This is a genomic window from Pseudoalteromonas sp. SK18, assembly GCF_001974855.1.
Taxonomy (GTDB): Bacteria; Pseudomonadota; Gammaproteobacteria; order Enterobacterales; family Alteromonadaceae; genus Pseudoalteromonas.
The window spans coordinates 82,675-103,323 of sequence record NZ_MTQB01000011.1 but is presented as its reverse complement, the minus strand read 5'-3'; the positions used below and the strand labels follow the sequence as shown (position 1 = coordinate 103,323).

The 20,649-nt window shown below is 40.2% G+C and carries 19 protein-coding genes; 11 read left to right on the top strand and 8 right to left on the bottom strand.

Annotation, left to right across the window (positions count from 1 at the left end):
• Window positions 1-35 precede the first annotated feature (35 nt).
• The 5 genes from yfaE to ubiG form a co-directional block, all read right to left on the bottom strand.
• On the bottom strand, window positions 36-308 hold the full coding sequence (yfaE, locus tag BW139_RS10205) for a class I ribonucleotide reductase maintenance protein YfaE (RefSeq protein ID WP_076919572.1): 273 nt from the start codon (window positions 306-308) through the stop codon (window positions 36-38).
• Window positions 308-1,438 (bottom strand): class Ia ribonucleoside-diphosphate reductase subunit beta, encoded by a 1,131-nt coding sequence (gene nrdB, locus BW139_RS10200; RefSeq protein ID WP_076919571.1) that lies wholly within the window; start codon window positions 1,436-1,438, stop codon window positions 308-310. The genes yfaE and nrdB overlap by 1 nt, the downstream gene beginning before the upstream one ends.
• Window positions 1,439-1,511: 73 nt before the next feature.
• The gene (gene nrdA, locus BW139_RS10195) at window positions 1,512-3,794 is read right to left on the bottom strand and encodes a class 1a ribonucleoside-diphosphate reductase subunit alpha (RefSeq protein ID WP_076919570.1); all 2,283 of its coding nucleotides are present in this window, start codon (window positions 3,792-3,794) and stop codon (window positions 1,512-1,514) included.
• A gap of 410 nt (window positions 3,795-4,204) precedes the next feature.
• Window positions 4,205-4,885, bottom strand: a complete 681-nt coding sequence (locus BW139_RS10190) for an HAD family hydrolase (protein WP_076919569.1) — start codon at window positions 4,883-4,885, stop codon at window positions 4,205-4,207.
• Window positions 4,885-5,595: a bifunctional 2-polyprenyl-6-hydroxyphenol methylase/3-demethylubiquinol 3-O-methyltransferase UbiG gene (gene ubiG / locus BW139_RS10185; protein ID WP_076919568.1), complete on the bottom strand. Its 711-nt coding sequence runs from the start codon at window positions 5,593-5,595 to the stop codon at window positions 4,885-4,887. Before ubiG ends, BW139_RS10190 begins: the two co-directional genes overlap by 1 nt.
• Window positions 5,596-5,773: 178 nt before the next feature.
• On the opposite strand from ubiG, the gene gyrA reads away from it, so the two are divergent.
• The 10 genes from gyrA (at window position 5,774) to BW139_RS10135 (ending at window position 16,531) form a co-directional block, all read left to right on the top strand.
• Window positions 5,774-8,473 carry a DNA topoisomerase (ATP-hydrolyzing) subunit A gene (gene gyrA, locus BW139_RS10180; protein WP_076919567.1) on the top strand — a complete coding sequence of 900 codons (2,700 nt, stop codon included), beginning with the start codon at window positions 5,774-5,776 and terminating at the stop codon, window positions 8,471-8,473.
• Window positions 8,474-8,590: 117 nt separating this feature from the next.
• Complete coding sequence (gene serC, locus BW139_RS10175; RefSeq protein ID WP_076919566.1) at window positions 8,591-9,673, top strand: 3-phosphoserine/phosphohydroxythreonine transaminase; 1,083 nt, start codon at window positions 8,591-8,593, stop codon at window positions 9,671-9,673.
• On the top strand, window positions 9,673-10,950 hold the full coding sequence (gene aroA, locus BW139_RS10170; RefSeq protein ID WP_076919565.1) for a 3-phosphoshikimate 1-carboxyvinyltransferase: 1,278 nt from the start codon (window positions 9,673-9,675) through the stop codon (window positions 10,948-10,950). Before serC ends, aroA begins: the two co-directional genes overlap by 1 nt.
• Before the next feature lie 107 nt (window positions 10,951-11,057).
• The gene (gene cmk, locus BW139_RS10165; RefSeq protein WP_076919564.1) at window positions 11,058-11,768 is read left to right on the top strand and encodes a (d)CMP kinase; all 711 of its coding nucleotides are present in this window, start codon (window positions 11,058-11,060) and stop codon (window positions 11,766-11,768) included.
• Window positions 11,769-11,863: 95 nt separating this feature from the next.
• Complete coding sequence (rpsA, locus tag BW139_RS10160; RefSeq protein ID WP_002961176.1) at window positions 11,864-13,531, top strand: 30S ribosomal protein S1; 1,668 nt, start codon at window positions 11,864-11,866, stop codon at window positions 13,529-13,531.
• Between the two features lie 67 nt (window positions 13,532-13,598).
• Entirely contained in the window at window positions 13,599-13,886 is a 288-nt protein-coding gene (gene ihfB / locus BW139_RS10155; RefSeq protein ID WP_024600987.1) for an integration host factor subunit beta, read from the top strand.
• Between the two features lie 21 nt (window positions 13,887-13,907).
• Window positions 13,908-14,189 (top strand): lipopolysaccharide assembly protein LapA domain-containing protein, encoded by a 282-nt coding sequence (locus BW139_RS10150; RefSeq protein WP_076919563.1) that lies wholly within the window; start codon window positions 13,908-13,910, stop codon window positions 14,187-14,189.
• Between the two features lie 2 nt (window positions 14,190-14,191).
• Entirely contained in the window at window positions 14,192-15,328 is a 1,137-nt protein-coding gene (gene lapB / locus BW139_RS10145) for a lipopolysaccharide assembly protein LapB (protein WP_076919562.1), read from the top strand.
• Window positions 15,329-15,361: 33 nt separating this feature from the next.
• Window positions 15,362-16,066 (top strand): orotidine-5'-phosphate decarboxylase, encoded by a 705-nt coding sequence (gene pyrF, locus BW139_RS10140; protein ID WP_076919561.1) that lies wholly within the window; start codon window positions 15,362-15,364, stop codon window positions 16,064-16,066.
• Window positions 16,067-16,156: 90 nt separating this feature from the next.
• The gene (locus tag BW139_RS10135; RefSeq protein ID WP_254844962.1) at window positions 16,157-16,531 is read left to right on the top strand and encodes a hypothetical protein; all 375 of its coding nucleotides are present in this window, start codon (window positions 16,157-16,159) and stop codon (window positions 16,529-16,531) included.
• Between the two features lie 57 nt (window positions 16,532-16,588).
• On the opposite strand, the gene BW139_RS10130 is transcribed toward BW139_RS10135, so the two are convergent.
• Window positions 16,589-17,419: a S1 RNA-binding domain-containing protein gene (locus BW139_RS10130; RefSeq protein ID WP_010389931.1), complete on the bottom strand. Its 831-nt coding sequence runs from the start codon at window positions 17,417-17,419 to the stop codon at window positions 16,589-16,591.
• 2 nt (window positions 17,420-17,421) lie between these two features.
• Window positions 17,422-18,744 carry a DEAD/DEAH box helicase gene (locus BW139_RS10125; RefSeq protein WP_076919560.1) on the bottom strand — a complete coding sequence of 441 codons (1,323 nt, stop codon included), beginning with the start codon at window positions 18,742-18,744 and terminating at the stop codon, window positions 17,422-17,424.
• 204 nt (window positions 18,745-18,948) lie between these two features.
• On the opposite strand from BW139_RS10125, the gene BW139_RS10120 reads away from it, so the two are divergent.
• Entirely contained in the window at window positions 18,949-19,956 is a 1,008-nt protein-coding gene (locus BW139_RS10120; protein WP_076919559.1) for a rhodanese-related sulfurtransferase, read from the top strand.
• A gap of 127 nt (window positions 19,957-20,083) precedes the next feature.
• On the opposite strand, the gene BW139_RS10115 is transcribed toward BW139_RS10120, so the two are convergent.
• Complete coding sequence (locus tag BW139_RS10115; RefSeq protein WP_076919558.1) at window positions 20,084-20,512, bottom strand: hypothetical protein; 429 nt, start codon at window positions 20,510-20,512, stop codon at window positions 20,084-20,086.
• Window positions 20,513-20,649: the final 137 nt, after the last annotated feature.

The following is a 20,649-nucleotide window of genomic DNA, read 5'->3' as shown; positions in this document are numbered from 1 at the left end:
CGTTGTTGTTTTGCTGTGCTTTTAGATTTTGCTGATCACTTTAAATTAATACTTATATCACCATTTGGTTTGCAACAGCATAGTAGTATTTCACCATCGCGAACAAACGCTAACGGCTCTTCATTGTAATTAACTTCACCTGAGACAAGCGTAGCACGACACGCACCACAATATCCCTCACGGCATTGGTAAGCGGCATCAATTTTATTCGATTCTAGGCAATGTAAAAGAGAAGGGCAGCCAGCGGCAAAATCAATACGCTGGCTGTTATCTGCAAGCGTAATACTTGCAGTCGTTCTATCAGTCATTATAAATCAAAGTCACCAAATTCATCGGCATCTACTTGTGAATCAATTTGACCAACTAAGTATGAGCTAATTTCGGCTTCTTGGGGAGCAACTTGCACGTTATCCGACACTAACCATGAGTTGATCCATGGAATAGGGTTGCTGTTATTTCCAAACTGTGCAGGTAGACCAATCGCGGTCATACGCGCATTGGTAATGTATTCAACGTACTGACATAGAATGTGTTTATTCAAACCAATCATCGAGCCATCTTTGAATAGGTACTCGGCCCATTCTTTCTCTTGCTCTGCGGCTTCAACAAACATCTTAATTGCTTCTTCACGGCATTGTGCGGCAACAATCGCCATTTCAGGGTCATCTTTGCCATCTTGCATGATATTTAAAATATGCTGAGTACCTGAAAGGTGAAGTGCTTCATCACGGGCAATAAGCTTTATAATTTTAGCATTACCTTCCATCAATTCACGCTCTGCAAACGCAAATGAACAGGCAAAGCTCACATAAAAGCGAATAGCTTCAAGGATGTTCACTGACATCATGGCCAGGTACAATTTCTTTTTCAGCTCAAATAAATTAACGACTACGGTTTGGCCATTAATTTCGTGTTTGCCTTCACCGTATAGGTTGTAAAGCGATACAGAATTGATTAGGTCATCATAATAAGTAGTAACGGCATCGGCACGCTCACTAATTTTTTCATTGCTAACAATGTCATCAAAAATGAGTTCAGGTGCTTGAGTTACGTTACGAATAATATGGGTGTACGAACGACTATGAATAGTTTCACTAAACGCCCATGTCTCAATCCATGTTTCTAGCTCAGGAATAGACACAATTGGTAATAGTGCTACGTTAGGCGAACGACCTTGAACACTATCAAGCAACGTTTGGTATTTTAAGTTGCTTAAAAATATATGCTTCTCGTGATCGGGAAGCGCTTGAAAGTCTAAACGGTCTTTACTTACATCAACTTCTTCAGGTCGCCAAAAGAAAGACAATTGTTTTTCAATTAATTTTTCAAAAATAGGGTATTTTTGTTGATCGTAACGTGACACGTTAACGGTTTGACCAAAAAACATTGGCTCTTGCATTTGGTTATTATGATTTCTGCTAAAAGTAGTATAAGACATGTTTATCACTCAAAAAACTATCACTAAAACTATCAGGACAAAGCGGGCAAGGCGCCCGCTTTAAGTTTAACTATTAAATTTTACACGCGCCGCCTGCACAATCATCATCTTCCACTTCTGGAGTGTCTTCTTGAGCATCTGATGCGCCATCGCGGGTATTATGGTAATACAGTGTTTTAACACCTAGCTTGTAGGCACCAAGTAAGTCTTTTAGTAAGACTTTCATAGGTACTCTACCGCCTTCGTATCTATTTGGATCATAATTAGTATTTGCTGAAATTGTTTGGTCGATAAATTTCTGCATTATGCCTACTAATTGTAAGTAACCATCGTTTGATGGAATATCCCACAGTAATTCATAGTTATCTTTAAGGCGTTCGTACTCAGGGACAACCTGCTTTAAAATACCGTCTTTACTTGCTTTAACACTAATATGGCCACGTGGTGGCTCAATACCATTGGTTGCATTTGAGATTTGCGATGATGTTTCTGATGGCATTAATGCACTCAGCGTTGAGTTACGCATACCGTGCTCTTTAATGCTGGCACGTAACGTATCCCAATCAAGGTGCAGTGGTTCATCACAAATTTTATCTAAATCACGCTTGTACGTATCTGTTGGCATAATACCTTGTGAGTACGTAGTTTCGTTAAATTTAGGACATGCTCCACGCTCTTTTGCAAGCTCATTAGATGCTTTCATTAAGTAGTACTGAATCGCTTCAAATGTTTTGTGCGTGAGTGCATTTGCGCTGCCATCTGAGTAACGCTTACCGTTTTTAGCTAAGTAGTAAGCGTAGTTAATCACACCTATACCTAGGGTACGACGTCCCATAGTGGCATTTTTTGCCGCCGGTACTGGGTAGTCTTGGAAATCAAGTAAGTTATCTAATGCACGAACGGCAAGCTCAGCTAACTCTTCTAATTCATCCAGTGACTCAATCGCGCCTAAGTTAAATGCAGACAAGGTACATAAGGCAATTTCACCTTCTTCGTCGTTTACATTACTTAGTGGTTTAGTCGGTAATGCAATTTCTAAACATAAGTTAGATTGACGAATAGGCGCCACTTTCGAGATAAATGGACTATGCGTATTACAGTGGTCAACATTTTGTAAGTAAATACGACCGGTGCTGGCACGTTCTTGAGCAAACATAGAAAACAGTTCAATGGCTTTAATACGTTTTTTACGAATTGACTCGTCTTGCTCATACTTTACATAAAGTGCATCAAATTCATCTTGATCTTCAAAGAATGCATCGTAAAGGCCCGGCACGTCTGATGGACTGAATAAGGTAATGTAATCGTCTTTAATTAAACGCGAATACATTAGTTTATTAAACTGCACACCGTAGTCTAGGTGACGTACGCGGTTATCATCAACACCACGGTTGTTTTTAAGTACCAGTAGGTTTTCTACTTCTAAATGCCAAAGCGGGTAGAATAAAGTAGCGGCTCCGCCACGTACACCGCCTTGCGAACAGCTTTTAACGGCTGTTTGAAAATGCTTATAAAACGGAATACAGCCAGTGTGGTACGCTTCGCCATTGCGAATAGGGCTACCTAATGCACGAATACGTCCGGCATTAATACCAATACCAGCACGTTGAGAAACGTATTTAACAATCGCTGATGATGTCGCATTAATTGAATCTAAGCTGTCACCACACTCAATCAGTACACATGAGCTGAACTGACGTGTTGGCGTACGTACACCCGACATAATTGGCGTAGGTAAAGAAATTTTAAATAATGAAACCGCATCGTAAAAACGTTTGATGTAATCAATACGCGTATCACGTGGATAATCTGAGAATAAGCTTGCCGCTACTAAGATGTATAAAAACTGTGCGCTTTCGTAAATTTCACCGGTAACACGGTTTTGAACAAGGTATTTACCTTCAAGCTGCTTCACGGCTGCATAGCTAAAGTTAAGATCGCGTGAATGATCTAAGTAAGCATCTAGTTCATCAAGTTCTTGCTCTGTGTAATCAACAAGCAAATGTGCGTCGTAGCGTTTTTGTTCAACCATGTTAGTAACGTGGTCAAAAAGACGCGGTGGCTCAAATTGGCCATACGCTTTTTTACGTAAATGGAATACAGCTAAACGAGCAGCAAGATACTGATAATCAGGTGATTCTTTTGAGATCTGATCCGCAGCAGCTTTGATAATCGTCTCATGAATGTCTTTAGTACGAATACCGTCATAAAATTGAATATGCGATTTAAGTTCAACTTGTGAAACCGAAACGTTGTTTAAACCTTCGGCGGCCCATTCAATAACGCGATGGATCTTGTCTAGATCAAGCGGCTCTTTACGGCCGTCACGTTTGCTTACAGATAACTGTTGGTTCATAGTTTTGCCTGTATTCCTTGGGAATTAAATATTTTTGACCAATGAGTGCACTTAAAACGCCCAGTGCCTATTCTTTTATTGTTATTTCTACCGCATAGGTAAATTTAATCGAATAACATTTAGCCACAATATCTGGTGTTGTTCAAATTAGAGATCACAAGATAGTGTGGTCTGTGATCTTTTGCAAGGGACAGAAACCGCTCTCATTGTGGATAACGTTGGGATAACGTAATTGTGTTAGTAGGCATTAACCTTTGATCATTCGGTTAAGTTGAAATTTGTAAAAATCAACTAAGGAAAGATTAAATTTACGCTTTTTAAAAATAAATTTTGTCTGCTTTTTTTATCATCAAGCTTTGCGTAAAAACTAACACAATCACAATATGTAGTGTTTATTAATTAACATGGCACTATATGTGGTTAAATGCATCAATAGGGCTATGCCAATTAAAATCTGCATTCCAAGCCAATGCCTCGTCTACACTCGGTACATATCCCCATAGTGCGGTAGCGGTGTGCATATTCGCTGCTTTTCCTGCTTGTATATCTCGCTGTGCATCACCTATATATAGGCAGCGCGAAGGATCAACACTCATTTGCTCAGCACAATGTAATAAAGGAAGGGGTGAGGGCTTAGATTCTGCTAAGGTATCACCACTTATCACAATTCGCGCATTTTTTAACGCAGGAATGGCTTTGACTAAAGGATCGGTTAAAAAACCAGGCTTATTTGTCATAATACCCCACGGGATCCCTTTATTATCAAGTGCAATGAGAAGTTGCTCTATACCAACAAAACAGTGGGTGTGGGTGGCAATATTGGCAGCATAGTGTGCAACTAGCTCCGTTAAAAGTTGCTCTTGCGGTTGTTGCGCCCAAGCTTCTTTAAAACCAGCAGCAAGTAATGCTGCTGCGCCATTTGAAGCTGCGGGTCGATATATATCACTGCCCACTTGGGGCTGTTGATGATTATGCAGCACACTATTTAGCGCGGCGCCTAAATCATCAGCGGTATCGAGTAAAGTGCCATCTAAGTCAAACAGCAATGCTTGATATTCAATCGGGCTAGTAGGTGTTTGCAAGCTTGTCATTACGCTAACTTCTCAAAGTGCAGCATATAATTTACGCTAACATCATCATTAACCGTATATTGCTTTGAAAGTGGGTTGTAACTTAACCCTGCACTGGCACGTACTTTTAAGCCTGCTTGTTCTGCCCATGCGATTAATTGCGCGGGTTTAATAAACTTTTTATGATCATGGGTACCTTCTGGCACCATTTTTAACAGTTTTTCTGCACCGACAATAGCGTATAAATAAGCTTTAGGGGTTTTATTAAGGGTAGAGAAGAATACATCGGCCCCTGGTTTTGCTAATTTAGCGACCGCATGAATAATAGAAGCAGGGTCGGGAACGTGCTCTAACATTTCCATACAAGTGATTACATCAAAGCGCTCAGGGTGCTCATCAGCAAATTGTTCTGCAGGTACTTTTATATATTCAACGGGTACGCTGGTTTCTAAGCTGTGTAACTTAGCTACAGTTAAAGGCTCTTGCCCCATATCGATACCTGTTACGTTTGCGCCCATTCGTGCCATGCTGTGACTTAAAATGCCGCCACCGCATCCTACATCTAAGGTTTCTTTATCAAATAACCCTTTAGTTTTGTCAGCGATAAAATCTAATCGTAATGGATTAATTTCGTGTAGCGGCTTAAATTCGCCTTCTAAATCCCACCAACGCTCTGCGATGGCTTCAAACTTTGCTATTTCTGCGTTATCTACATTTTGATGTTCGGTCATAAAATACTTCCTCGTCAATCTGAGGCCATTATATAGGGCTAAATTGATAAATCGCAAAGTTTTGCGCCTGTAAATTAAAATTAATTGTGATAGCATGGCTGCTTAGAAATAATAACAAACACTCTTAATACCTAATACTGGGTTGTTGAGAGCTGATACTGAAGGAATGTGATATCAAATGACTGATCTCGCCAATGAAATTCTGCCAGTCAATATTGAAGACGAGTTAAAAAACTCCTACTTAGATTACGCCATGAGTGTAATTGTAGGACGTGCATTACCAGACGTACGTGACGGTTTAAAACCTGTTCACCGCCGCGTCTTGTTTGCAATGAACGAGCTTAGTAATGACTGGAACAAGCCTTACAAAAAATCGGCCCGTGTGGTCGGTGACGTAATCGGTAAATACCACCCACACGGCGACAGTGCAGTTTATGACACCATCGTACGTATGGCTCAGCCATTCTCTCTACGTTATATGCTAGTTGATGGTCAGGGTAACTTTGGTTCGGTTGATGGTGATTCAGCAGCGGCAATGCGTTATACAGAAGTACGTATGGCAAAAATGTCGCACGAATTATTAGCCGATCTTGAAAAAGAAACGGTTGATTTTGTGCCTAACTATGATGGCACAGAGCAAATTCCTGATGTATTACCGACTAAAATACCTAACCTGTTAGTCAATGGTTCGTCGGGTATTGCTGTTGGTATGGCGACAAATATTCCGCCACACAACTTAACAGAAGTAGTGAATGGCTGTTTAGCGCTTATTCAAAATCCTGAATTAACCATTACTGAGTTAATGGATTACATTCCAGGTCCAGATTTCCCAACTGCGGCAATTATTAACGGTAAAAAAGGCATTGAACAAGCTTATCAAACCGGTCGCGGTAAAGTGTACATGCGTGCGCGTGCTGAAATCGAAACTGATGAGAAAACCGGCCGCGAAACGATTATTGTTCATGAAATCCCTTACCAAGTTAACAAAGCCCGTTTGATTGAAAAAATCGCTGAGCTAGTTAAAGATAAAAAGATTGAAGGGATCAGCGCATTACGTGATGAATCAGATAAAGACGGTATGCGTATCGTTATTGAGATCAAACGTGGTGACGTAGGTGAAGTTATTTTAAACAACCTTTATTCACAAACTCAGTTACAAACTGTGTTTGGTATGAATATGGTTGCGTTAATTAATAACCAGCCTAAGTGTTTCAACTTAAAAGAAATGCTTGAAGAGTTTATTATTCACCGCCGTGAAGTTGTTACCCGTCGTACGGTGTTTGATTTACGCAAAGCTCGCGACCGTGCACATACGCTAGAAGGTTTAGCGATTGCACTAGCAAACATTGACCCAATTATCGAACTTATTCGTAAGTCGCCTACGCCTGCTGAAGCAAAAGTTGCACTAACAGCGCGTCCTTGGGAATTAGGTAATGTTAAAGCCATGCTTGATAAAGCAGGTGAAGACAATGTAGCTCGCCCAGATTGGCTAGCAAGCGATCTTGGTATTTGTGATGGTCAGTACTATATTTCTGAGCAGCAAGCTCAAGCAATACTAGATCTACGTCTACACAAACTAACGGGTCTTGAACACGAAAAAATTCTAACTGAGTACCAAACGTTACTTGATTTGATTGCTGAACTACTGTTTATTTTGGCAAACCCAGATCGTCTAATGGAAGTTATTCGCGACGAGTTAGTTGAAATTAAAGAACAATATGGTGATGAGCGCCGCACTGAAATCAATGCCGCTGCACACGATATTAGTCTTGAAGACTTAATTAACGAAGAGAACGTGGTTGTGACCTTGTCACACGAAGGGTACGTTAAGTACCAAGCGTTAAGTGATTACGAAGCGCAGCGTCGTGGTGGTAAAGGCAAGTCAGCAACTAAGATGAAAGACGAAGATTTCATTGAACGTTTACTTGTTGCCAATACGCACGATACTATTTTATGTTTCTCTACTGCGGGTCGATTATACTGGCTTAAAGTGTACCAGTTACCACTTGCAAGTCGCGCAGCGCGCGGTAAGCCAATTGTTAACTTATTACCACTTGAAGCAGATGAACGTATTACAGCTATCTTACCTGTACGTGATTATGAAGATGATAAATACATCTTTATGGCTACAGCATTTGGTACGGTTAAGAAAACACCATTAACGGCCTACAGCCGTCAACGTGCAAGCGGTATTATTGCTGTTAACTTAAACGAAGGTGATAGCTTAATTGGTGTTGATATTACCGATGGTAGCAACGAAATTATGTTGTTCACTGATGCGGGTAAAGTTGTACGCTTTAAAGAAGCTGAAGAAACCACGGTAGTTGATGAAAATGGTAACCCTGTTCTTGATGAAGAAGGTAAGCCTGAGATTCGCTTCAAAGGTGTACGTCCTATGGGTCGTACTGCAACGGGTGTTCGTGGTATTAAGATGCCTGACGATCAACGTGTTGTATCACTAATTGTACCGAAGAACGATGGTGCAATATTAACAGTGACAGAAAATGGTTACGGTAAGCGTACTCAACTTGAAGATTACCCATCTAAGAGTCGTGCAACACAAGGTGTTGTATCCATTAAGGTGAGTGAGCGTAATGGTGCCGTTGTTGGTGCTGTACAAGTTGATGACAACGACGAAATAATGATTATTTCGAATCGTGGCACCTTAGTACGTACTCGCGTTAATGAAGTTTCTACGGTTGGACGTAACACCCAAGGTGTTATTTTGATCAGAACTATTGACGAAGAGCAAGTAGTTGGTTTACAACGTATAGAAGAGATTGAAGTGACAGAAAGTGACTTGATTGATATCGAAGACGTTGAAACAGTAGATACGGTTATAGATGAAGTAGCGGATGATAATCCTCCTTCAGAATAATTGAGATTGAAAAAAGCGGCCTTGGCCGCTTTTTTTTATGTAGTTGAAAAAAACTAAAGACACTTGAATTAGTTTAATTCAAGTTAAACAGTAAATTACTGGAATGAGGAAAAGGTAATGAGTATTTATAATTTTTGTGCGGGTCCTGCAATGTTACCACCGGCTGTAATGCAAAAAGCACAAAAAGAGTTTTTAGACTGGCAAGGGCTTGGCGTTTCAGTAATGGAAATGAGCCATCGCAGTAAAGAATTTTTAGCATTAACGGCGAAGTGTGAAGCTAGTCTGCGTCGTTTAATGAATATTAGTGATGAGTTTGAAGTGCTATTTATGCACGGTGGTGGTCGAGGTCAATTCAGTGCCGTGCCTTTAAACCTCCACTTTGATGGAAAAAAGGCGGTGTATTGTGAAAATGGCGTTTGGTCAAAAAGTGCAACTAGCGAAGCCGATAAGTTCACTCAAACCCACGCTATTGATGTACGTAATGATGATAACGGTTTATTTTCTATCAAGCAGGTAGCCGATTGGGTTTTACCAGCCGATGCTGCATATATTCATTACTGCCCCAATGAAACAGTAGATGGCCTAGAGATTTTTGATGTACCACGTCACCCAACGGCGCCAATTGTTGCTGATATGTCGTCGACTATTTTATCGCGCGAAATTGACGTTAATCAATTTGACTTAATCTACGCTGGTGCGCAAAAAAATATCGGTCCATCGGGCATTGCTATTGTGATTGTTCGCAAAACGCTACTTGAGCGTGAAGGGCTCGCCAAGCCGGGTATTTTAGATTATGCCCTTGAAGCAAAACAAGGTAGCATGTTCAATACCCCACCTACATTTGCATGGTATTTAGCAGCTGAAGTATTTGCATGGCTTGAACAAAATGGCGGTGTAAAAGCCATGGAAGCACATAATATTGCGAAAGCGCAGCTGCTTTATGATTTTATTGATGATTCAGATTTTTATACCAATAAAGTAGCGAAGCATTGCCGTTCACGTATGAATGTGCCATTTTGGCTGGTTGATGAAAGCTTAAATGATAAGTTTGTAAAAGAGTCAAAAGAAGCAGGCTTGTTAGCGCTTGAAGGTCATCGTATTGTTGGCGGTATGCGTGCCAGTATTTATAACGCGATGCCATTGGAAGGCGTACAAGCCCTAGTTGATTTTATGGCTAACTTCGCCAAGGAGAATAGTTAATGGAGCAACTTTCCTTAGCCCCTATTTCACAAGTTAATGGCAGTGTGACATTGCCGGGCTCAAAGAGCTTGTCAAATAGAATTCTATTATTAGCAGCATTATCTTACGGCACCACGGTTGTAGAAAACTTATTAGACAGTGATGATATTCGTCATATGTTGGGCGCATTAGCGCAGCTCGGTGTAAATGTAACACTTAATGATGAGCGAACCATCGCGACCGTCGAAGGTGTAGGTGGCGTATTTAAAACGCCAACTGAACCACTGTTTTTAGGTAATGCTGGTACAGCATATCGTCCGTTAACGGCCGTGCTTGCAGCGATTGCTGGGGAGTATGAGTTAATTGGTGAGCCACGTATGGAAGAGCGACCAATTGGTCACTTAGTTGATGCACTGCAAGCCTTAGGTGGTAATGTTAGTTATTTAAAAAATAAAGACTATCCGCCACTTAAAATTGTCGGCGGGCAAATAGCGGGTGGTGAAGTCGAAATCGACGGTAGTATTTCAAGCCAGTTTTTAACGGCACTGCTTATGGCTGCACCGTTATTTAAAGGCGATACTCAAATTAAAATTAAAGGCACGTTAGTCTCTAAGCCTTACATTGATATTACACTTGATGTAATGGCGCGTTTTGGTGTCACCGTTGAACATGAGAATTACAGTACTTTTTTTGTGAAAGGTGCACAGCAGTATCAAGCCGTTGAGCGTATTATGGTGGAAGGCGATGCTTCTTCTGCTTCTTATTTTATTGCTGCTGCAGCGATTGCCGGTGGCGAAATAGAAATTAAAGGTGTCGGTGCTAAATCAGTTCAAGGTGATATTGGCTTTGCCAACGTTATGGAGCAAGTGGGAGTCAAAATTGATTGGTATGACGAGCGCTTAGTTGTGCGTAAAGGCGAGCTTAACGGTATTGATATTGATGCTAATGCTATACCCGACGCTGCAATGACCTTGGCCACAGTTGCCTTATTCGCCAAAGGCCCAACCGCAATTCGCAATATTTATAACTGGCGGGTAAAAGAAACTGACCGTTTACATGCAATGGCCACTGAGCTTAAAAAAGTAGGTGCAGAAGTGGTTGAAGGGCACGACTTTATTGAGATCACACCGCCAAAACAATTTAATAATGTGGCGATAGATACTTATGATGACCACCGTATTGCTATGTGTTTTGCACTGGTTGCGGTAGGGGGCAAGCCCATAACGATTAACGATCCAGCTTGTACTTATAAGACATTCCCAACATTTTTCCACGTGTTAGCATCTGTCAGTAAATAGGCTATTTATAAGTATTTATAAAAAGTTACATACTAAAAGCGGATAATCTTTATTAATTGACGTATAATGTGGCGGTTTATTTTGGTGTGCATTGAAGGAGGTTTTAAATGCCGGCGTTATTAATGCCCGTAATCACCGTAGATGGCCCAAGTGGTTCTGGTAAAGGAACTGTTTGTCGCCTATTGGCTGAAAAATTAGGCTGGGATGTGTTAGATAGCGGTGCAATTTATCGCGTACTCTCACTTGCAGCACTTCATCACCAAATTGCGTTAGATAACGAAGAAGCACTGGTTCCATTAGCTGCTAATCTAGATGTGCAGTTTTTGATAGACAGTGACACTAATGCAGGAAAGATTATCTTAGAAGGCGAAGACGTATCGACCACTATTCGTAATGAAGAAGTGGGAGCTGCGGCGTCTAAAGTGGCGGCATTGCCACGAGTTCGTGAAGCGTTGCTTCGTCGCCAGCGTGCGTTTAGGACAGAAAATGGCTTAATTGCTGATGGTCGTGATATGGGTACTGTGGTATTTCCTGATGCGCCATTAAAGATATTTTTAACTGCTAGTGCAGAAGAACGTGCTCGCCGACGTTTTGTTGAGTTGAATGAGCGCGGGCTTGATGTTACACTAAGTGGTCTATTACAAGACATTCAAGCACGTGATGATCGCGATATGAATCGCGCCGTTGCGCCGCTTGTACCTGCAGAGGATGCGATTGAGCTTGATACTAGCGAACTCAACGCGCAGCAAGTATTTGATAAAGTTATAACTTTATTAGATTCAAGCATCTCAGAAGGTAAGCTTCCTAAACGAAGCTAAACACATTTTATGCACCAGCAGGACGCCAGTGCTATTTTAACAACCCCATGCAGCATGGTTGCTTATTGGTATTAATATATGAGACGTATATTCGTATGTCAGAAAATTTTGCGCAGTTATTTGAAGAAAGCTTAAAGGGTTTTGAAGCAGAGCAAGGCTCTATCGTTAAAGGTACAGTAATCTCAATCGAGAACAACATTGTACTTGTAGATGCTGGTCTTAAATCAGAAAGTGCTATCCCTGCAGAGCAGTTCAAAAATGCTGCTGGTGAACTAGAAGTTGCTGTTGGCGACGAAGTAGATGTTGCACTAGATGCAATCGAAGACGGTTTCGGTGAAACTATCCTTTCTCGTGAGAAAGCTAAGCGTCACGAAGCGTGGATCCGTCTTGAGAAAGCATGTGAAGAGCAAGAGACTGTTACTGGTGTTATCAACGGTAAAGTTAAAGGCGGTTTCACTGTTGAAGTTGATTCAATCCGTGCTTTCCTACCTGGTTCACTTGTTGATGTTCGTCCAGTACGTGACACAACTCACCTTGAAGGCAAAGAGCTTGAATTTAAAGTAATCAAGCTTGATCAAAAACGTAACAACGTTGTTGTTTCACGTCGTGCAGTTATCGAATCAGAAAACTCACAAGAACGTGAAGAGCTTCTTGCTAACCTTGTTGAAGGTCAAGAAGTTAAAGGTATCGTTAAGAACCTTACTGACTACGGTGCGTTCGTTGACCTTGGTGGTGTTGATGGCCTACTACACATTACTGATATGGCGTGGAAGCGTGTTAAGCACCCTTCAGAAATCGTTAATGTTGGCGACGAAATCGCAGTTAAAGTTCTTAAATTCGACAAAGATAAAACTCGTGTATCTCTAGGCCTTAAACAGCTTGGCGAAGATCCATGGGCAGCTATCGCTGGTCGTTACCCAGAAGGTTCTAAACTTTCTGGTCGTGTAACTAACCTTACTGATTACGGTTGCTTCGTAGAAATCGAAGAAGGCGTTGAAGGTCTAGTACACGTTTCTGAAATGGATTGGACTAACAAGAACATCCACCCTTCAAAAGTTGTTTCACTAGGTGACACTGTTGAAGTTATGGTTCTTGAAATCGACGAAGAACGTCGTCGTATTTCTCTTGGTCTTAAGCAATGTATTGCTAATCCTTGGCAGGAATTTGCTCGTCTACAAAACAAAGGCGATCAAGTTACTGGTAAGATCAAATCAATCACTGACTTCGGTATCTTTATCGGTCTTGACGGTGGTATTGATGGTCTTGTACACCTTTCAGACATTTCTTGGAATACACCTGGCGAAGAAGCTGTACGTGAATTCAAGAAAGGCGACGAAATCACTGCTATCGTATTGCAAGTTGACCCAGAGCGTGAACGTATTTCTCTAGGTGTTAAGCAAATCGAAGCTGACCCATTCAATAACTACCTTGATGCAAACAAAAAAGGTGCTATTGTTAAAGGTAAAGTGACTGAAGTTGATGCGAAAGGCGCAACTGTTGAACTTATCGAAGGCGTTGAAGGTTACATCCGTGTAGCTGATATCGCTCAAGAGCGCGTTGAAGATGCAACTACTGTTGTTTCTGTAGGCGACGAAATCGAAGTTAAATACGTTGGTGTTGATCGTAAGAACCGCACTTTAAGCTTATCTGTTAAAGCTCTTTTCGAAGCAGAAGAGAAAGAAGTACTAGAGAAGCTTAAGAAAGAAGAGCCAGTGTTTGAAAACGCAATGGCAGCTGCTTTCGCAAATGCACAAAAAGACTAATTAATTATAGTCTTTTAATTGGAAGGGCAGTTTATGCCCTTCCACTATTTCTTTTTAAGGAAACGCTATGACTAAGTCAGAACTGATAGAAACACTTGCTGAACAACACGCACATATTCCTGTGAAAGATGTTGAGAACGCTGTTAAAGAAATTCTTGAACAAATGGCCGGCTCATTATCTTCTTCAGATCGAATTGAGATCCGAGGTTTTGGAAGTTTCTCTTTGCATTACCGCGCGCCTCGTACAGGCCGTAACCCTAAAACAGGTGAAACTGTAGAGTTAGATGGTAAGCATGTACCTCATTTTAAACCAGGCAAAGAACTACGTGATCGTGTAAACGAGAGCATTGCTTAGTAAACTAATTGGAGTGGTTACTTGTTCAAGGTATTTAAAATTATTCTGGCAGCACTTTTTTTAATTGGTGCATTTGTATTGGGTTCGCAAAATCCACAATTAACACAAATTAACTATATAATAGCCAGTAATACATTACCTTTAGCCGTTATAATAAGTATCTGCTTTTTACTAGGTGTTGTAGTGGGTTGTTTTGTGAGTTTTAAATTGTTTACGCAATTAAAGTGGCAAAATTACCGTTTAAAAAAGCAATTAACGCCTGAAAAAGATAATAAAAAGCGTATTGCCAACAAAGACACCTAACTATGATTGAGCTGTTATTTTTACTGCTTCCTGTTGCTGCCGGCTATGGCTGGATCATGGGAAAAAACAGTGCTAAAAATCAGGCTCATCAATTTAATCGTCAAATTACCTCTGAATACAGTAAAGGGTTAAAGTTCTTACTGGACAGAGAAGAAGATCAGGGGCTTGAGCATTTAATTAATTTGCTCGAAGTAGCTGCTGACTCTGTTGAACACTATTCTACCTTAGCTACCATGTTTCGTCGTCGTGGTGAGCTTGACCGCGCAATAAAAATACACGAACTCCTGCTAAAACACCCAAGTCTTAACGAAAAACAAGCCGCTAATAGCCGCTTGGAATTAGCCGAGGACTATATTATGGCGGGTTTACTCGATAGCGCAGAAGAACATTTAATATGGCTAGTTAAAAATAATCATGTTGATTCCCTCGATCCGATAATTTCTTTATATTCACAGACCCGTGAATGGGAAAAAGGCATTAATATGTTTGAGGCTCATAGCGAGCTTTTTTCAAAAGAACAACATTTTAAAGCCATCGCAAACTTTTACTGTGAGCATGCTATTGCCAGTAATAATCCACAACTTATGCGTAAAGCTATTAGCTTAAACTTTAAAACAATCAGACCACTCTATGAGCTTGGTTTAACTGCCTATACAAAAGAAGATTACGTAAAAGCAATTTACTACTGGCGAGAACTCATCTGCCAATTTACCTTTTTTGCGCCATTATTTATTGATAAGTTGGCGCATAGTTATAAGCAGCTTAAATTAACTCATCAGTTTCATGAACTCGTTGCAGAGTTATTAGATAAGGGTGGGGTGATGATAAAAATACAGCATTGCCAAGCATTGCTTGAGCAAGGCCACACTGAACAAGCCTTTGAATTTTTAACCGATAGTTTAAAACGTCAACCTACCATACGTGGCTTTAGTTTTTTACTGCAGTTAATGAGCGCCGAAAATAAAAATACCAAAGATGTGCTTAATCAAATAGATAAACTTGTTACCTCATATATTGCTACCAAGCCTGACTTTCAATGTCAGCATTGTGGCTTTACAAGTTACACCATTTATTGGAATTGCCCTTCGTGTAAACACTGGGAAACCATTGTGCCCAGCAGAGGCTTAGACGGATTTTAATCTTTATACTTTTCGCACACTAGTAGGATAGTTATGTCTTTCGAACAATCAAAAAAAATTCTTATCGCGCTTGATTATGATGATCAACAAACAGCTTTAGCATTTGTTAAACAGTTATCACCGGATACATGTCGATTAAAAGTGGGTAAAGAAATGTTCACATATTTCGGCCCTGAATTTGTTAAAGAGCTAGTTGATTTAGGTTTTGATGTATTCTTAGATTTAAAGTTCCACGATATTCCAAATACTGTTGCTAAAGCAGTAACTGCTGCAGCTAAAATGGGCGTGTGGATGGTTAATGTTCATGCAAGTGGTGGTTTTGAAATGATGCATAAAGCTAAGCAAGCACTCGAACAATTTGGTGATAAAGCCCCATTATTGATTGCAGTGACCGTTTTAACCAGCATGGATGAAGCAGAGCTTAAACGTTTAGGCATTAGTAAATCACCACAAGAGCAAGTGATGCACTTAGCAAAACTAACCAAACAAGCAGGGCTTGATGGTGTAGTGTGTTCAGCACAAGAAGCACAAAGTTTAAAAGCAGCATTGGGAGACGAGTTTAAACTAGTCACCCCAGGTATTCGTCCTGCTGGTAGTGATGCTGGCGACCAAAAACGTATAATGACACCTAAAGAAGCGATTGAAGCTGGCAGTGATTACCTAGTTATAGGGCGTCCTATTACTCAGGCACAAAACCCGGTGCAAGTATTAAGTGACGTAAATAAATCAATAGCCTAAATTTAAAATGTGCATAATTACGAGCAGTTCCTTACAACTGCTTTTCTTTGTGCTACATTTAAATTAAGGGTATGCAGTGAGGAACTAGCTTTGCGTATAATAATTTTCTTAGTTGTAATTATCATTAGTGGCTTTGCTGTTAATAAATATGTTTTTTCAACTAAAATGTATGACGGTGTTTCGAATGTTACCGATTTAGTTTCAGAATACCCCGTTGATTTATTTAAGTTTAAAAAAGTCGCACAAAACTATGCCCAGCATCTGTGTTACACAAATGAAGGGGTGTTAGCGGGAATTAATGTTAGCAGTAGTGATTGTGTTGCCGCACATGATGAGATGCAAGATCAATGTACTGATAAAGTATTTCGGTTAGCGCCATTAAATATTGATTCTAAAAAAGAGTTAATTGAATACTCAAATCAATATTCACGCTGCACTTTACCGTATAAAAATCTTACTTTATAAATTTCAGATACTAAAAAGCCACCTAAGCTTAGTCATAGGTGGCTTTTTTATTTTTAGTTATTTTAAACGAATAGACTTAGCTTCAATATCAATTAGGCCTTGTTTGAATAACCCGCCAATGGCTTTTTTGTAGTTTGCTTTACTGGTCGAAAAAACTTTTTTAATTAATTCAGGTTCAGACTTATCGCCGATAGCTAATATCCCACCTTCATCTTTTAGTTTTTCCATAATTTTTTCGCCAAGCTCACTGACTTTACCCATACCTGGCTTCTCAAGTATGACGTCAATTTTTCCGTCTTCGCGTACTTTTTGAATAAAGCCCTTGAGTTTTTGGCCAACAAATAGGTTTTTAAATACCATGTTGTAAAATACAACACCAAAATGAGACTCTTCAATAAGCACTTTGTAGCCAATATCAGTTTTACCTGCAACAATTAAGTCAACTTCTTGCAAGTGGCTATATTGCGGCTCGTCTTTTGATAAAAAGCGATTAAAGTTGGTTGAAGCACAAATCCGCTGACTGGCATTATCTAGGTATAAACGTACTAAATACGAGTAACCTTCTTGCATTCGTGGTTTTTGTTCATTAAATGGTGCAAGTACGTCTTTTTCTAAGCCCCAATCTAAAAAAGCACCAATACTGTTTATTTCTTTAACGCGAAGTAGGGCATATTCACCGACTTGTGCGTGTGGTTTTTTAGTTGTTGCTGTTGGCAGATTTGCGTTATCTAAAAAGGTAAAAACGCTGATGCTATCACCAGCTTCAAGCTCATGTTTAATTTCGTGTTTTGGTAAAAATACTTCACCTAAGTCATGGCCATCTAAGTAGGCACCTTCGTTACTGACTTCTTTTACAAATAGGGTTTGGGTAGTTCCAAGGTAACTCATAATTATTCCTGCTCAGGCTTTTTTTTACGACGCATCGGGGTATCACCATCAATGTTGAGTGGTGCTTTAATTGGGGCTGCTGGCTTTTTAGGTTTCGCTTTGCGTTTTTGCTGTGGCTTTTTGTCAGCCACTACTTTTTTAATCGGTTTAACAGGCGTCACTTTTTTCTCTTTGATGCCTTTAAATTTCGCTTTTAAACCATCAACCACCGCAAACGACAGTTCGTCATTTAAAAATGACTTAATTGCTAAGTAACTTGCCCAATCTTTAGGACCAACCAGTGATAGCGCGTTGCCTTTAAAACCAGCACGGCCTGTGCGTCCAATTCGGTGAACGTATTCTTCAGCGTGTTTTGGTAAATCAAAATTTATAACATGGGTCACACTGAGTAAATCTAATCCGCGAGATGCAACATCTGTAGTAATTAATATTTTAAAGTTTTCACGGCTAAACGAATCCATAATATCTAGGCGTTTACTTTGGGTTAAATCGCCTGCTAAGGCGACAGATTTAAAGCCTTTACTGTTTAGTGACTCGCTTAATCGACTGGTATCAGCACGTGTAGCGGTAAATATAATGCATTGCCCTACATTGTCTTGATTAAGAAAATACTCAAGTAGCGCTTCTTTATGATCAAGATGATCGGCTAAATACAATGTTTGTTTAATATCACTGTGTTGCTCATTGGCTGCACTGAGCATAATTTGTTTTGGTTTTTTTAATAAATTACGCGAAAGGGCATCTACTTGAGCATGATCTAATGTCGCTGAAAACAATAGGGTCTGGCGTAATCGGTGATCTGCCAGTTCATTAATTAACTTAAGCTGGTCGGTGAAACCTAAATCCAAAATACGGTCAGCTTCATCAAATATAAGTAGCTCTAAGCCACTTAACTGTAAAGAGCGTTGCTTTAAGTGATCGGCTAAGCGTCCTGGTGTAGCAACCACAAAATGTGGGTCGTTGCGCAGTGCTTTAATTTGGTCGTTAAAGTTTTCACCACCGAGAATTTTAACTGCCTTGATATTGGTACCGGCAATAAGTAATCGGAGTTGGGTGAACACTTGGGTTGCAAGCTCACGAGTTGGAGCAACAATAAGTACACGAGGATCACGTTTACTGAGTGCTTTTTGTTTCATTACTCGCTGCACTGCAGGTAATAAAAACGCTAAAGTTTTGCCTGACCCAGTTTTTGACTGAGCGAAAATGTCATGTCCAGCCAGTGCCGTTGGCACAGCATGGGCTTGAATATCGGTAGGCTGGGTGATCCCTTGGTGCGCTAATTGTGTTTCTAGGCGAGTATCAATCCCAAGATCAGTAAAGTGCAATGTATATTTCTCCAATATGAGCAAGTCTTGTAAATTTATCCGCGCATTATAGCCCACTGAGCCACTGCGCTAACAGTAAAAAGCGCATTATCATCCATTTTTTTGCATTTAAATAAAAAAAGCGTAAAATACGCGCCCCATATGCGCCGGATTTACGATTCGGTAAACGCCCCTTGCGGGGTTTAAAGGCAAAATAGGAAAACCATGACTGCTATCCATAAAGATAATGTAACCAGCGATCACTTTGTTGTGTGCGCACTGTATAAATTTGTTTCTTTACCTGATTTTGAAGCACTTCGCCAACCTTTACTTAATGTAATGGAGCAAAACGACGTGCGTGGTACTTTGTTAATTGCCGCAGAAGGAATTAACGGCACTGTATCTGCAAAACGTGAAGGCATAGATAACTTATTGGCGTGGTTAGACACCCAGCCTAATTTAGACAATATTGTTACTAAAGAATCATATGATGACGAATGCCCGTTTTACCGCACTAAAGTAAAACTTAAAAAAGAAATCGTGACTATGGGCGTTGAGGGCGTTGACCCATTAAAAGTAGTGGGCAGTTATGTTAAGCCAAATGAATGGAATGCCCTTATTTCTGATCCAGAGGTTATTCTTGTTGATACCCGAAATGATTATGAAATTGAAATTGGTACGTTTCAAAACGCGGTCGATCCAAACACGAAGACGTTCCGCGAATTTCCGCAGTGGGCCAAAGAAAATCTCGACCCAGAAAAGCATAAAAAAGTAGCTATGTTTTGTACTGGTGGTATTCGCTGTGAAAAATCAACAGCTTATATGAAAGAACAAGGCTTTGATGAGGTATACCACCTTGAAGGCGGCATATTAAAATACTTAGAAGAAGTACCAAAAGAAGACACTATGTGGGAAGGCGAGTGCTTTGTATTTGATAACCGTGTAGCGGTAAATCATGACTTACAAAAAGGCTCATACGATCAATGCCACGCATGTCGGATGCCTATTACAGAAGAAGAAAAGCAAAAGCCTGAATATATGGAAGGGGTGTCGTGTCATCACTGTATTGATGATGTGACCGACGAGCAACGCGCTCGTTTTGCTGAGCGTCAAAAGCAAATAGAGTTGGCTCAAGCTCGCGGCGAAGGCCACATTGGTAATGAAGCTCAAGCTGCTTTACAACAACGTAAAGAAGCTAAAAAAGCGCAAAAAGACGCACAGCGAAATAAATAATACCACGCGTATATTTATTCGTTAAAAAACCTCAGTAAATACTGAGGTTTTTTCTTTACCAGAGATTTAGAAATAGCGAGCTTACATTGCTTAGCGACTATAAACTTTGATACTTTTTTGAGCTTAATCAACGAATACAAAAACTACTATCTACCGGTGTAAGGGTAATTTTATTAGCTGAGTTAACAAGAACACATTTTGTGTTTTTACCGAGTTTTTTCTTTTGAATAACCGTAAATTCACCTTCATCAACAGCGTATAAATTATACTGATAAGCTGTATTACCTCCCTCAAATAAGGCAGTAAATAACCCTCCAACTAAACCCCCAACAATAGCGCCACCAATCATTTCTTCGCTGTTACCATCTAAGCTGTCAACAAAGCCAAATCCCGCTCCCGCGGCTATGCCTGTTCCTACTTCTGAGGAGAGCGTTACTTTTTGCTCTGAATTAATATAGGCATAATAGCGTTTAATTAGTTGATTTTGACTTGTACGATCGACCCCTTGTGATGCACAGCCACTAAGCAGTAAAACCATAATGATACTTTTTTTCATGAATGCTCCTTTCATCTTCATTCTAATAACTAAATCATAATGTTAAATACGCATAAAATATGTGGTGATTTTGTAGGCTGGTGTAAGAATGTGTAGTAAATACGTGGGTGTTTAATTTCAGCGTGTTGTTTTGCTAA